Below are 14,614 nucleotides of genomic sequence, written 5' to 3' on the forward strand. Positions count from 1 at the left end.
TGCGAGGCGTGCGTAAAATCTATGTATTCGACACAACGCTGCGTGATGGAGAACAATCCCCGGGAGTCAATTTGAACACTCGTGAAAAGGTGGAAATTGCCCATCAGCTCGAGCGGCTTGGGATTGACCGGATGGAAGCTGGTTTTCCGGCAGCATCTCCAGGCGATCTGGCAGCGGTAAATGCAGTAGCGAAAGCGGTTAAAAATATTACGGTTATCGGCTTGTCCCGCTCCAGAGAGCAGGATATTGACGCGGTTAGAGAAGCGCTGAAAGGTGCACAGGACCCGTGCATTCACGTATTTTTGGCAACTTCACCGATTCACCGCCAGCATAAATTGCGCATGGACAAAGCGCAGGTGCTGGATACGGCTCGTTCTGCTATTCGTTATGCGAAGAAGTCATTTTCCAAAATTGAGTTCTCTCTTGAAGATGCAGGCCGTACGGAGTATGACTTCCTTGTTGAAATGGTGAACATGGCTGTTGAGGAAGGCGCATCGGTAGTTAACATTCCGGATACAGTAGGGTATCTGAGTCCTTATGAGTACGGTAACATTTTCAAGCATCTCAAAGAGAATGTTCATGGTATTGAAAAAGTGCAGCTGAGTGCACATTGTCACAATGACCTGGGTATGGCAACCGCTAATACACTTGCCGCCATTTTGAACGGTGCAGATCAGATCGAAGGTACGATTAACGGAATCGGTGAGCGTGCCGGAAATACGGCAATCGAAGAGATTGCCATGGCACTGGAGACACGTCAGGAATTCTTCCAGGCCAAAACTTCTCTGCAGCTTTCGGAAATTGCACGTACCAGCCGGCTCGTTAGCCGTTTGACAGGAATGGTTGTTCCAGGAAACAAAGCCATTGTTGGTGCGAACGCCTTCGCACATGAATCCGGTATTCATCAGGATGGTATGCTGAAAGAAAAAACAACTTACGAGATCATGACGCCAGAGACAATCGGTCTGAAGGAAAGCAAGCTCGTACTGGGTAAACACTCTGGACGCCACGCGTTCCGTGAGCGCTTGATTGAGCTGGGTTATGAACTGGATGAAGAAGCACTGAATCGTGCTTTTGCCCAATTCAAAGATCTGGCAGACAAGAAAAAAGAAGTCACGGATGAGGACTTGCTCGCGGTGATCGAAGAGAAGCTGCAGGATGCTCCTGAGATTTACAAACTGGAGTCCATCTTCGTGACATATGGGGATGAATCGACTCCGACAGCCAAAGTCCGTATCGCTATGCTTGACGGTAACACCGTTGAACAGCAAGCGGAAGGTAATGGTTCCGTTGATGCCATTTACAATGCGATTGACAAGGTGAGCGGGGAAGAGGTTACACTGTCCGATTACTCCATCAAGTCGGTTACACATGGTAAAGATGCACTCGGTGAAGTGCATGTTGTATTGACACAGAACCAGGTTTCCGTTCAGGGGCGCGGTGTAAGCACTGATATTCTGGGTGCAAGTGCACGTGCTTATGTGGATGGCCTTAACCAGCTGATTGAGAAACGTAAAACATACACCAACCGTGTCAACGTGAATCTGTAAACAGACGCAGCAGGCATCCAATGCACTCGAACTGCACTGCTTGTTTGGAGAGCAAGCTAAAAAAGTCTGACCCTAGGTATGGATCTAAGGTCAGACTTTTTGCTATAGCTTGAATGATATATATGTTTATCAATTAGGACGGAATATAGAAAATTGCAATTAGAGCAGATTACCACGCATATGCGTTAGGGGCATGTCCACCTGGACCCGGGAATATCTCATCAAGGCGTTTAAGTACCGCTTCATCCAATGTGACTTCAAGACATTTAAGCGCAGTTTCGAACTGCTCCAGCGTACGAGGACCGATGATTGGTGCGGTCACTGCCGGATTGGCTGCAACCCAAGCCAAAGCAATCGTATCTTGTGGTTCACCAAGATCGCGGCACAGTGCTGCAAATTCTTCAAGCTGGGTTTTATGATGTTCAATGCGTTCCGCGATGCCGCCGCTGCGTGTGCCTTCCAGCTTCTGAAGTGCATTGCGGCCCAGCAAGCCACCATCCAGTGGGCTCCACGGAATCACGCCGAGGCCCAGCTCTTTGGCTGCAGGCAGCACTTCGAGTTCAGGCAAACGACAGTTAAGACTGTATTTATGCTGCTCGGACACCAAACCGAGAAAATGGCGATTTTTTGCTTCGCTTTGAGCAATGGCAATCTGCCATGCAGCGAAGTTGCTTGATCCGACATAACCAATTTTGCCTTGATGGACAGCATTTTCAAATGCTCCCCATAGCTCGTCCCAGGAAACCGCCGGATCCACGTGATGCATTTGATATAGCTCTACATGGTCTGTCTGCAAGCGGCGAAGGGAACCTTCCAGATGACGTCTGATCTTATAGGAAGAGAGTCCGGCATCGTTGTTGGGACCGTCCGTTTCATCATGCATGGAACCATACACCTTGGTCGCAAGCACCACTTTTTCACGTCTGCCGCCACCCTGACTGAACCAGCGACCGATAATTTCCTCGGTAAGGCCGGAATTTTCACCCCAACCATAAACGTTAGCGGTATCAAAAAAGTTAACGCCAGCATCGAGTGCTGCATCCATGATACGGAATGCTTCTTTTTCGTCTGTAGCAGGCCCAAAATTCATGGTGCCGAGACAAATCCGGCTTACTTTAAGACCTGATTTTCCCAAGTACGTGTATTGCATGATTTGCAATCCCTCCTGAGTTACCTGAATTTGACTTCACGTATTATTTTACTCCAGTCTGACGAGCAGAACAACAGACCTGAAATCTCTTATAGGTAAAATCTATTAAAGTCATAGATTGTATATCTTGGTCAAATGACCACTGAATATGATACAAAAGAGAGAGTTAAATATGACACGTTCGATTGAGAATGAATGAAGGAGTTGGACAACCCATGACAGACGTAAAAAAAATTGCAGTCATCGCAGGTGACGGTATCGGTCCGGAAGTCGTAGCGGAAGCAGAGAGAGTACTTAAACGCACGGAGGAAGTTTTCGGTTATCGTTTTGAAACCGAGCACGCACTGTTTGGCGGAATTGCGATCGATGAAAAAGGCACACCTCTTCCAGAGGAAACACTTACCGTATGTAAAAGTGCGGATGCCGTGTTGCTCGGAGCCGTTGGCGGTCCAAAATGGGACAACAACAGCAAGGAACTCCGTCCGGAAACGGGTTTGCTGGGAATTCGCAAAGCGCTCGGATTGTTCTCCAACTTGCGCCCGGCAGTTGTGTTTGACTGCCTGAAGGATGCATCCACATTGAAACCTGAAGTACTGGAAGGCACGGACCTGATGGTGGTTCGGGAGCTGACAGGAGGCATTTACTTTGGTGAAAAATTCAGACGTGAAGGCTCCCAGGGGCAAGAAGCTGTGGATACCTGTGTATATAATGTAACGGAAGTGGAGCGAATTGTTCGTCAAGCATTCGAAATTGCTCAAGGACGCCGCAAAAAACTCGCATCTGTGGATAAAGCCAATGTACTAGAGACATCCAGACTATGGCGTGAAGTGGTAAACCGGGTAGCTCCGGAATATCCGGATGTTGAAGTGGAGCACGTTCTCGTTGACAACTGTGCGATGCAGCTGCTGCGTCGTCCAGCCAGCTTCGACGTCATCGTAACGGAAAATATGTTCGGAGATATCTTGAGTGATGAAGCAGCAATGCTGACAGGTTCAATCGGTATGCTGGCCTCTGCATCACTGGGCGAAGGCAGCTTCGGTCTGTACGAGCCGGTTCACGGTTCGGCGCCAGATATCGCTGGTCAAGGATTGGCCAATCCAATCGCAACGATTCTGTCTGTTGCACTTATGTTCCGTACAACCTTTGGTTACGCTGAAGGTGCGGATGCCATTGAAGCTGCTGTAGCTGAAGTGCTGAATGCAGGACACCGTACAAGTGATATTGCTGTAGATAAGAGCAAAGCCATCAGTACTACGGAAATGGGCGATCTGATCGTTGCAGCGATCCGTAAACAGGCATAATTCAGACATCATGATCGGGCAGCCCTTAGCTTTCCAATAGGAGAGATTGAGGGCTGTTCCTTTATATGTTGGGCATTAGATTTTTGGCACGAAAATTTCTTATTTATAATTATTATAAAAAAATAACGTTTATAATCTTGACTTTGAGAAGTCCGGATGATAACATTTTACTTGTACTTGTTATCAAGTATCAAACCATTTTAATAACAGGAAAAGCGTCAGCGCTTTTCTTGATGATGAGCAATCCATATGGATGCTTACATAATCCCAAAGGAGGAATTTTTAGTTATGGCAGAACGTTTGGTTGGTAGACCAGCACCAGATTTCGCAATGGAAACAGTATCGGGAGACGGACAAGATTTTGGTTCCGTTAAATTGTCCGATTACCGTGGCAAATGGCTCGTATTCTTCTTTTATCCTTTGGACTTCACATTTGTGTGCCCAACTGAAATTACAGCTTTGAGCGATGCTTCCGAGCAATTCAAAGCTTTGGATACTGAAATTCTTGGCGTGAGCGTTGACTCCGTACACAGCCACAAAGCTTGGATCAACACACCTAAAGACAGCAATGGCTTGGGTCAATTGAACTTCCCACTGGCTTCCGACATCACGAAGCAAGTGGCTAAAGATTACGGCGTTCTGATCGAAGAAGAAGGCGTAGCATTGCGCGGTCTGTTCATCATCGATCCAGAAGGCGAATTGAAATACCAAGTAGTTAACCACAACGATGTAGGCCGCAGTGTTGAAGAAACACTTCGCGTACTGCAAGCACTGCAATCCGGCGGATTGTGTGCAATGAACTGGAAACCAGGCGACAGCAACCTGTAAGCCTGATTAACTTGAACGTTTGTGGTTCAAGCCCTCATCCCACTCGGGATTGAGGGCTTTTTGCACCCTTTTTCCCAAATATAATTTGGAAGTTGGATTAGGGTGTTTAGACAGGGCAAAAAACGTGTTAATGAAGTATTATAGGAATGAGAGGTTTTTACATCTCCTGAAAGAGGAATTGAAGGCCTTTGAGGCGAATAGGGTATGGAAACCCCGTAAATATTTTCGGGCCATCACCATGATAATATGGTAATGAATGAGATACACTGATGGAACAACTTCTTTTTCAGAAAAGCTGCAGGTGCTAGGGAGACCATTTCTAAATATAAGGTCCCGGCACGTAATAAGGAGGGTGAACAAAAATGAGTTACTGTTGTGGGGCAAGTATGGTGGGAACAAAGGGCACGCTGAAGCATTACCGCACCCAGGTTCATAATGTTCCCCTGCTGTTTTGTCCGGTATGCCACCGGGTGGAAGTGCATTACAAAGTGGAAAATGAATATGAAATTTTGGCTGAATATGCGCATGGCGACGGAGCTTCCGAGATTGATTTTCAGGATTACGTGACAGAAGATGAGGATGCAATCTTCGAAAATTGCGTCAACCGCGAGAGCGAGGATGCTATGGTCATTGTTCAGCGACAGATTGACATGTCACTTGACCTCTTAAGACTGGCCAAGGAAATGAAGGATGAGAAGTGGGAGAGCGAACTCAAACGTCGATTAGCCGTAATGAGCCAGCGCAGACTTAAAATTCAGCACAATAAAAGCGGACTATAGATTAATTTGAATGCTAGGCTATAAATTGTTATGTAATCATTTGGATATGAACGAAGCTGATTCGCGATATTTGCGAAAAGGCTTCGTTTTTGTGTTTTGAAAAACGGGTATTTCGAGGTTTTTCTTAAAATAATTACCATTCGACACTTTCTCTGATTGACTCTCTTCTATAAACTTGTCTATGATAAAAACAGACTTGCAAAAGAGGCGGAGCAAATAAAATGTTCGTGTTTGGGAATAGGAGAAGGTTTTGAATGGAACAAACCACATATATTATTTTCCGGATCAATTGTTGGTTACCGGGAATAGACCAGCTAAGGTTCCGGACGTGCCATCCATATTTTCGGCTCAGCCCCCCAACGAAAGGGCACCGGTAATGAAAAATAAATCGGCCCTTCCTGTTTCTGTGATGATATGATGTCCGAATGGCAAGTTTATCATTTACGTGAAAAGGAGGAACCTGTCATGATTAGTGAATTTCAGGATACAGTGCCTCACCCAACGAACAGTTTCCCGCCTGTACATCTGGATTACAACAAATATGAAAATGTTCTGGAGCATTTGGATAGCGGTATTATGTTGTTTGACAGCAACGGTGTATTGACGTTTATTAACGTTCAAATGGCAAAATTGTTGGAGCTTCCCCGAAGTCTGTTGAGCGGCTGCACCCTGATGCAAATGCTGCATCATCCACAGATGAGCCGATTCAAGAAAAAGAAAATTTTACGGATCTACCGGGAGACCATCTTCCACCGTAAGCGCTATCATGAACTGATTGATGAGTATGGCAGACACTGGCTGGTCACGGTAACCTACGGAGATCAGATGGATGGAGATTTTTTGTTCAGTGTCAAGGACGTATCGGATTATAAACAAATAGAACAGACTGCTTATCAGAATGACAAGCTTGCCATGCTGGGACGCATTTCAGCATCCATCGCGCATGAAATACGCAATCCTTTGACAGCGATCCGCGGGTTTATACAGCTACTGCGCCCACATTTGCTGCAATTGGGGAAAGATGAATACGCCAGGATCATATTGACGGAGATTGACAGGGCGAACGATATTATTTACGAATTCCTGAATTCCTCCAAACCGTCTGCACCGCAGAAGACTATTATGTCGGTGGATTCCTTACTCAAAGAGGTGGTCTTACTAACGGAGAGCGAAGGCTTGATGAAAGGGTGCGAAATTACCCTCGATGAAGCAGACGCGCCGATGAACGTCTCCATTGATGTTAAACAGATTAAGCAGGTTATTCTGAATATGGTGAAAAATGCAATGGATGCCATCGAGGGCGTAGGCGAGGAGCATACAGGTCTCATACGAATCTCCACTGAAACCGAGAACAGGTATGTGCAGATTTCTATTACGGATAACGGTCAGGGTATGGACCACAACACGCTTGTACGTCTGTTCGATCCATTTTTCACGACAAAAGAGAGCGGGACAGGACTGGGTCTTTCGGTAAGTTATCGCATCATCAAAAACCATGGAGGCACAATCTCGGTTGACAGTAAAAAGGGTGAAGGAACCCGGTTTATAATTATGCTCCCATTAGTGTAATACGGCAGGATGAGCAGGAATCGGCATGTTGGCCGGTTCCTTTTGTTTTTTTTTGGAAGCATTATGGGTTATAGTTAGAATGAATGCGGATACATACTCATAGCTTGCGAAAGGAAGGTGCATGATGAATATTCAGGAAATGGAACAGATGAATAAACATCTGACGAAGCATGTGGGACAGGTTATTGTAGGCAAGGAGCGAACCATAGAACTGATCATGACCGCAGTTATCGCTTCAGGACATGTATTGCTTGAGGACGTACCGGGTACAGGAAAAACAATGCTGGCCAAATCGGTAGCTTCATCTTTGGATTGTACGTTTCAACGCATACAATTCACCCCTGACCTGCTGCCGTCTGATCTGACGGGGATTCACTTCTACAATCAAAAGTCTGGTGACTTCGAATTCAGAGCCGGTCCGTTGTTCGCGAACCTTGTGCTGGCCGACGAGATCAATCGGGCTACACCGCGAACCCAATCGAGCTTGCTGGAATGTATGGAAGAGCGACAGATCAGTATTGATGGCTCAACGAGACAGCTGGAACGTCCATTCATCGTAATAGCAACCCAGAACCCGATTGATAATCAGGGGACCTTCCCGCTGCCTGAGGCTCAAATGGATCGATTCATGATGAAAATTCGCATGGGTTACCCAAGCAGTGATGAAAGTGTAGAGATTCTGAGAAGGACTGTAGCCGGTCGTTCGGTTAACGATCTTACATCCATATTAAGTCGTGAGCAGCTTCTTGAGGCGCAGCGTACATACCAGTCCGTCCAGGTTGAAGAAGACCTGCTTAAATACATGGTTCGTCTTACAGAAGAGACACGCAGACATCCTGAGCTTTCGCTTGGTGTTAGTCCAAGGGGAGCGCAAGCTTTACTGAAGGCGTGTCAGGCATGGGCCGCATTGCATGGCAGGGATTACGTTCTACCAGATGATATCAAGGTTCTGGCTGAACCTGTACTGGCTCACCGACTTGTATTCCGTAACAGGGTGAGGCAACAGGAAGGCGCTGCGGAGCGGATCATTCATGAGATTCTGACACAGGCAGAGGTGCCAACGGAGAGCATTGGCACCGGCAGTGGACGGTAATTATGGCACTATTATGGCTAGTCATTGTAGGGGGCATTATCATTGGCCTACAAGGTGTATGGTTTGGACGCCCGGCATTACGAAGACTGAAGTATACACGTGAATTCAGCAAACTGCGCTGTTACGCAGGCGATGAGCTTGAGATGGTGGAAACAATAGCGAATGAGAAGCGGGTCACAGTACCCTGGCTGAGACTAGAGGCAATGATGCCCGGATCCTTTGTATTTCGCAGTGGTTCAGGCATGGATATTAGCCAGGGAGATATTTACCAGAATCACAAAAGTATATTTACCTTGAAACCATTTACGAGAATTACACGCAAGCATCCGATTATATGCAGTAAACGTGGTATCTACACGTTGAATACGGTGACCATGACAGGTGGAGATCTGTTTGGCGTCTGGCGCAGTACCCAACCGATCCCTGTTCATCTGTCCATGATCGTATATCCTTCGCTGGTCGCTGCTGAAGATCTGCCTGCCATTTACCAGGTGTGGCAGGGGGAGGTAGAGGTATCCCGCTGGATCGTGGAGGATCCATTTCTTATTCTTGGCGTACGTCCTTACGGTGCAGGCGATCCCATGAACCGAATTCATTGGAAAGCAAGCGCACGTACAGGTGAGCTGCAGGTATACAAGCAAGGCTGGACAGCTGATCCGCAGTCCTGGATTATTGTAAATATTCAGGAGTCGGAGGATATGTGGAGTGTAGTAACCCGACCTGAGCCGATTGAGCGTGCATTGAGCTATGCGGCAACGGCTGCAGCCGATGCGATTGGCAGAGGACTTCCTGCCGGATTTGCTCACAACGGCTATCGGGTAAATGGCGGGCGTGATCCGCTTCGAATTGAACCCGATTATGGCAGCCCGCATCTGGAGCTGCTTTTGGAGGCAATGGCTGAAACCGAGCTGAAATGTATGGTTCCCATGGAACAGTTTCTGAATGATGAAGTGAAGCGCAATGAGGAAGCTCATCAAGCACGAAGCTATCTTTTGATTACATCTTACGTTTCTGCTGCCATGGAGCATGAGATTGCTCGCCTGCATGAACAGGGACACCGGGTAACCATTCTGCCTGTGGAGCCAAATCACAGCGGTACGAAGAGCAGCAAGGCGGTGAGTGCATGAGTGATTCGACCTGGGAAAGTAAATCAAGAATAGGGATGTCTCTGCTCGCGACGCTGCTGATTGGCGTTTATGTGTTTCCCTTGTTGACCCTTACTTCATTCTACGCATATGGTCATTTTCCTTATATTCTGCTGATCATCTATGCTCTGACAAGCGGCATTGGCGTGCTGCTGGGCCACAGGTTTCAAGGATTAGGAACCCGTATGTGGCTTCGGCTAGTTGGAGCTCTGCTCCTGGGGGTGGTTGTATCCCTTATCGCGGCTTGGATAATCGGATTTACGGGACCGGAATTGATCACTGCTCTTCTGTGGGGGGCTTTATCAGCCTTTGTAGGCTTGGCACCAGAACCATCGCTTCGCTCCACCTTGATGTGGAGATGGCAGATCTTCGGCGTTGTCGGGTCTATAATAGGAGGCATTTTCTCGCATTGGTTCGAGCCCTTATTCCCATTGCAGACCTATGGAGGAGCATTATATGCAGCGGGCTTCATCAGTTTTGTTGCTTGTCTCCTTAATGTCTACAGTGCACAGCTGGATAGAGCCGTATTAAATGATGGCAAGAGAAAGATTGTGCTTCGGGAATTCAACAGAGCGAATCATCAGCGGTTGATATGGATGTTGTTAATCATTGCAGGTATCGGAGCATTTCCCAGTCTAGCCGCCTGGCTTGCTCCACTGCGGGATCGTCTGCTCGCATGGATCAGAGGACTAATAGGCCCATCTTCCGATCCGCAGCTGCCCTTGACACCAGACTCTGGTATTGACCCATCTAAGCTTCCAGGCAGAGTGACAGAGCAGTCAGAACCATCTGTTTTCTGGGACATGCTGGGATGGTTCGTTCTAGGTGCTTCTGCTGCGCTGATTCTATGGCTTATCTTCAGATTGGGACGAAAGACTATAAACCGTCTTATGGAGCGATTGAGGGGGATGATGGAACCCAGGGAGCGGAGGGCCGAGCCGCGGACCGAATACATCGATATTAGTGAAACGCTGGAAACACCCGTGAGACCACGCAAACCCTGGTTCCGAAAAAAAGAAACACTTCCCTCACAGGAGGCGGAGCGGGTACGTTATTACTACAGAAAATGGATAGATCAAGCCAGACAGCAAGGCGTGGAAATTGAAGCTGCACAGACTCCGCTGGAAGCAGCAGAGAAGATCCTGCTTCATAAGTCATCTTCAGACAAGCAAGATACAGAGAGATTTTCCGACATGTTAACAAGGACATATAACGCGGTTCGTTATGGCAAAAAGGCTCCGAACCCTTCCGAAATGTCCGAGATTGATCGGAACTGGAAGTCTCGATAGAACCATTAGACCCAATAACGTGTTTATCCCTTTACTTTTCTTGTCACGTTCAAGTATCATGAGAGGAATACACAAGTTGGTCAGAAAAGGAGCAGACAAATGAAGACAAATCATTGCAAAATTGTAGATTGCACCATTCGTGATGGTGGATTGGTAAATAATTGGGACTTTAGCGTGGACTTCGTTCAACAGCTATATGCTGGATTGAATGAGGCAGGCGTTGATTATATGGAAATCGGTTATAAAAACTCGCCGAAACTGCTGAAAGGTGCCGAAGAAGCAGGACCATGGCGTTTTCTGAATGATGACTTCCTGCGCAAAGTGATCCCACAAAAAGGAAATACCAAATTGTCTGCTCTGGTTGACGTCGGACGTGTGGACGAGAATGATATTTTGCCACGCAGCGAGAGCATGCTGGATCTGATCCGTGTAGCCTGCTACAGCAAAGATGTGGACAAGGCTTTGGCCCTTGTTCAAACATTCCATGATCGTGGATATGAAACAACCTTGAACATCATGGCTTTGTCGAATGTCATGGAGAACGAATTGCTCGAAGCCTTTGAATTGATCAAAGAGAGCTCCGTAGACGTTGTGTACATCGTTGACTCTTATGGCAGCCTTGACCATAACGACGTGAAGTACCTCGTTGAAAAGTTCAAAACCCACTTGCCAAACAAACGTCTCGGTGTTCACACTCACAATAACATGCAGCTTGCATTCTCCAATACACTTGTGGCTGCAGAGCTTGGCGTTGAACTGCTCGATGCTTCCGTATATGGTATGGGCCGTGCAGCAGGTAACTGCCCGACCGAACTTCTTGTGGCGCATCTGAAGGGAACGAAATATAACTTGCGTCCGGTACTTGGCGTATTGGAACAATTGATGGTTCCTCTTCGCGAAAAAGAAGAATGGGGCTACATCCTGCCATATATGATCACAGGAGCACTCGACGAGCATCCGCGTTCGGCAATGGCCCTGCGTTCGTCAGCCGAGAAGGATAACGTTGTGGATTTCTATGATAAATTGACAACGCCTGAAGTGAATTTTGATAAATAATTTTTTCGGTAAACATCATAAAAGCAACGGTCACGTATCAGATTCCCCGCAATGCACTTGGTATGGAAAATAGTCTGATATGCTGTTGCAAACTAAAGGGACATGGACTCCAATTGGAGATCCATGTTTTTTTAGTTCTTAATACCTTGTTTTTCTACGTGGATATGAATACATATTCCTATTTTCAACTATTTTTTAGTTCACGTCCGCAGAATTAAATGTTATTATGTACCAGATAGCATGTATTGGCATGTGAATTGAACGTTGGTAAATATTTATTGTCGAATGGTGTAACAATGAAAGTTTTCAAACCTGAACGTCACAGGCGAGGGCTAAAGGTTATTCAGGATAGGTGATCCCGGGAAGGATAAACAAGGCATGAAGGCAAATTCGCAAGATCAGAGAAAAGTAAGCTTGGTCGCATTAGGCGGCTTATTATGTTTCCTCGTAAGTCAATGGTATCGTTCCTCTGTAAGCTCTGATCTAATCATATCCGGATACCCTGTGCTGACGCTACTCGGCGGATTCGTTGCAGCTGCAGCCTGTATCGGGATTTACAACCAAAGCTGGTTGTTCCAGACCCAAAAGTTAACCCTGCGCAGAATCATGATTACAACACTCTTTTTGTTGATTGGCCTGTTTGAATTAATTCATATCGTTTCATATGCAGAAGAGATGCCAAGTGGCGCCATGATGGAATCCGAATTTTCCCTCAAATTGATGACGCTGGGCTCTGTGGTCTGTGCAGTGGGTTTATTGCTTATTTATGCAGTGAGAGAAAAAGAGATTGCATTACCGCGTAAGTTCTTACTATTTAGCGGAACGCTGGGTACGTTTGTCCTGTTGTACACAGCTAGTGTTCAGGAATGGAGCTGGCTGCCGAAATTAACCCAGCAAGAAGTGTTAAGTGAAACGTTTATGAAAATTCACTTCCTGGTCGGTCTTCTTTACGGGATCACCGCATTTGTGTTGTTTTTGAAGTGGAAGAAGGGTAAAGAGGGAGATTTGCCTTCTATTCTGTGTGGGGCCCTGTGTTTCTTCTACGGAGAGTGCTACTTGATTTCTGCAACGCAGATCAGTGACTTGAATCTGTTATTTGCATTGTGGATGAATTGTCTGGGATATTTCTTTGTACAAAAAGGACTATATACAACGGTAGTGGATACACCGTTTTTGAAGCAGCAGGCTGCTGAAGCCAAAATGAACTATATTGCTCATCATGACGATGTAACGGGTCTGCCAAATCGCCGCCGCCTTTCCCAGAGACTCCAAAGATTGATGGATGAAGCCGTGAAGCAGGACGAGCTCGTCGGTGTACTCGTACTTAATATCAACCGGTTCAAAACAATTAACGACTCCCTCGGTCAGCAGGCTGCTAACCGTGTTCTTCGTCAAGTGGGGCAGCGTCTGAAGCAATCGTCTCTGCCTGGCGAAGAAGTGTATGGTCTTGGCCGGGACGAGTTCGTGGTCACGATGACAGACTTCTGGAATACAGAAAATGCTCTGCGCCGAACAAGATCGATTTTGCAGCTGTTTGAAAAGCCGGTTATGGTTGATGGCAACGACTATCATATAACGCTTGGAATTGGCATGGCCATATATCCCCATGACGGGGGATCACCCGAGGAAATCATTCAAAATGCGGATACCGCGCTTCATAACGCCAAGGAACAGGGAATCGAACTGAACCGATATGCTCATGCAATGCAGATGAAGGCACAGGAACGACTGCAGCTGGAGAATGATTTGCGCAAAGCGCTGGATCGAGGTCAGTTTTATCTTGTATATCAACCACAGATCAATATCGCAAGTGGTTTAATCGTTGGTATGGAGGCTCTGGTACGCTGGGAGCATCCACAGCGCGGCGCAATTTCACCTGCAGAGTTTATCCCATTGGCAGAAGAGAGCGGACTAATTGTACCGCTGGGCGAGTGGGTCCTTCGGGAGGCATGTGCACAGAACAAGCTATGGCAGGAAGCTGGATACCGCAAACTGTGTGTGTCTGTCAATCTCTCGATGAGACAGTTCAGACATTCCCATCTGCTGGATAACATCAACGGCATACTGAGGGAAACTGGATTGGAGCCGGATTGGCTGGAACTGGAGATTACCGAAAGTATGACATTTGACAAAGACCGTGCGTTTGAACAACTTCGCAAAATTAAAGAGATTGGTGTGCAAATCAGTATTGATGATTTTGGAACAGGATACAGTTCTCTGCATTACCTGAAGGATCTGCCGATTGATCGTCTCAAAATTGACCGTTCATTCGTGAACGAAGTCATGGAGGATCGCAATAATGCAGCGATCGTCTCCACCATTACGTCCATGGCTCATCATCTGCAATTGAAGGTGACTGCCGAAGGAGTGGAGAACGAGTCGCAGCTGGTGTTCCTTCGGGATCAGCACTGCCATGAAGCACAGGGATACTTTTTTAGTAAACCCATTGTGGCGGCAGATTTTGAAAAGCGTTTTTTACGAGATGTGGATAAACCTACAGGATAGCAATGAGACAGGAGCGGGAAGCGCTTCTGTCTTTTTCGTTTGTGACCCAACAGCAAAAAATGGGAATTAAAAGTTGCAAGGACCGGATGAACATGTTATATTAGTTTTTGTAAAAACCGTGTTAAGATTCTTAGGAACTTAACGGGACGTAGCTCAGCTTGGTAGAGCACCTGGTTTGGGACCAGGGGGTCGCATGTTCAAATCGTGTCGTCCCGATCGTCAATCGCGCGGGTGTAGTTCAATGGTAGAACTCCAGCCTTCCAAGCTGGTAGCGTGGGTTCGATTCCCATCACCCGCTTAACTTAGAAAACCTTCTTGTTCATAACAAGAGGGTTTTCTTTTTTTACTC

The 14,614-nt window shown here is 46.8% G+C and carries 11 protein-coding genes and 2 tRNA genes; 12 read left to right on the plus strand and 1 reads right to left on the minus strand.

Features of this window, described 5'->3' with window-relative positions:
- Positions 1-8: 8 nt before the first annotated feature.
- Entirely contained in the window at positions 9-1,550 is a 1,542-nt protein-coding gene (locus F4V51_RS08690; RefSeq protein ID WP_153977677.1) for a 2-isopropylmalate synthase, read from the plus strand.
- 169 nt (positions 1,551-1,719) lie between these two features.
- Here the strand turns inward: F4V51_RS08690 and F4V51_RS08695 are convergent, their stop codons facing one another.
- Positions 1,720-2,700, minus strand: coding sequence for an aldo/keto reductase (locus F4V51_RS08695; protein ID WP_153977678.1), 981 nt, complete (start codon positions 2,698-2,700; stop codon positions 1,720-1,722).
- Between the two features lie 215 nt (positions 2,701-2,915).
- Here F4V51_RS08695 and leuB point away from each other — a divergent pair, with 215 nt between their 5' ends.
- The 11 genes from leuB to F4V51_RS08750 all read left to right on the plus strand — a co-directional run bounded on the left by leuB (position 2,916) and on the right by F4V51_RS08750 (position 14,563).
- Positions 2,916-4,001, plus strand: coding sequence for a 3-isopropylmalate dehydrogenase (gene leuB, locus F4V51_RS08700; RefSeq protein ID WP_095288324.1), 1,086 nt, complete (start codon positions 2,916-2,918; stop codon positions 3,999-4,001).
- Positions 4,002-4,289: 288 nt separating this feature from the next.
- A complete protein-coding gene (locus tag F4V51_RS08705) occupies positions 4,290-4,829 on the plus strand; it encodes a peroxiredoxin (RefSeq protein ID WP_062320195.1) in 540 nt (179 codons plus the stop codon).
- A gap of 362 nt (positions 4,830-5,191) precedes the next feature.
- Positions 5,192-5,608 (plus strand): hypothetical protein, encoded by a 417-nt coding sequence (locus tag F4V51_RS08710; RefSeq protein WP_024628323.1) that lies wholly within the window; start codon positions 5,192-5,194, stop codon positions 5,606-5,608.
- 465 nt (positions 5,609-6,073) lie between these two features.
- Positions 6,074-7,177 (plus strand): ATP-binding protein, encoded by a 1,104-nt coding sequence (locus F4V51_RS08715; protein WP_153977679.1) that lies wholly within the window; start codon positions 6,074-6,076, stop codon positions 7,175-7,177.
- A gap of 124 nt (positions 7,178-7,301) precedes the next feature.
- Positions 7,302-8,270, plus strand: a complete 969-nt coding sequence (locus F4V51_RS08720; RefSeq protein ID WP_153980625.1) for an AAA family ATPase — start codon at positions 7,302-7,304, stop codon at positions 8,268-8,270.
- Between the two features lie 2 nt (positions 8,271-8,272).
- Complete coding sequence (locus F4V51_RS08725; protein ID WP_153977680.1) at positions 8,273-9,397, plus strand: DUF58 domain-containing protein; 1,125 nt, start codon at positions 8,273-8,275, stop codon at positions 9,395-9,397.
- Positions 9,394-10,704 carry a DUF4129 domain-containing protein gene (locus F4V51_RS08730; protein WP_153977681.1) on the plus strand — a complete coding sequence of 437 codons (1,311 nt, stop codon included), beginning with the start codon at positions 9,394-9,396 and terminating at the stop codon, positions 10,702-10,704. Before F4V51_RS08725 ends, F4V51_RS08730 begins: the two co-directional genes overlap by 4 nt.
- Positions 10,705-10,803: 99 nt before the next feature.
- Positions 10,804-11,760 carry an aldolase catalytic domain-containing protein gene (locus tag F4V51_RS08735; RefSeq protein WP_095288318.1) on the plus strand — a complete coding sequence of 319 codons (957 nt, stop codon included), beginning with the start codon at positions 10,804-10,806 and terminating at the stop codon, positions 11,758-11,760.
- Positions 11,761-12,138: 378 nt separating this feature from the next.
- Positions 12,139-14,265: a bifunctional diguanylate cyclase/phosphodiesterase gene (locus F4V51_RS08740; RefSeq protein WP_153977682.1), complete on the plus strand. Its 2,127-nt coding sequence runs from the start codon at positions 12,139-12,141 to the stop codon at positions 14,263-14,265.
- Positions 14,266-14,407: 142 nt separating this feature from the next.
- Positions 14,408-14,481: transfer RNA gene (locus tag F4V51_RS08745), tRNA-Pro, on the plus strand.
- An 11-nt stretch (positions 14,482-14,492) separates the two neighbouring features.
- Positions 14,493-14,563, plus strand: a tRNA-Gly gene (locus tag F4V51_RS08750).
- Positions 14,564-14,614 lie beyond the last annotated feature (51 nt).

This window comes from Paenibacillus xylanilyticus (genome assembly GCF_009664365.1).
In the GTDB taxonomy this organism is placed as follows: Bacteria; Bacillota; Bacilli; order Paenibacillales; family Paenibacillaceae; genus Paenibacillus; species Paenibacillus xylanilyticus_A.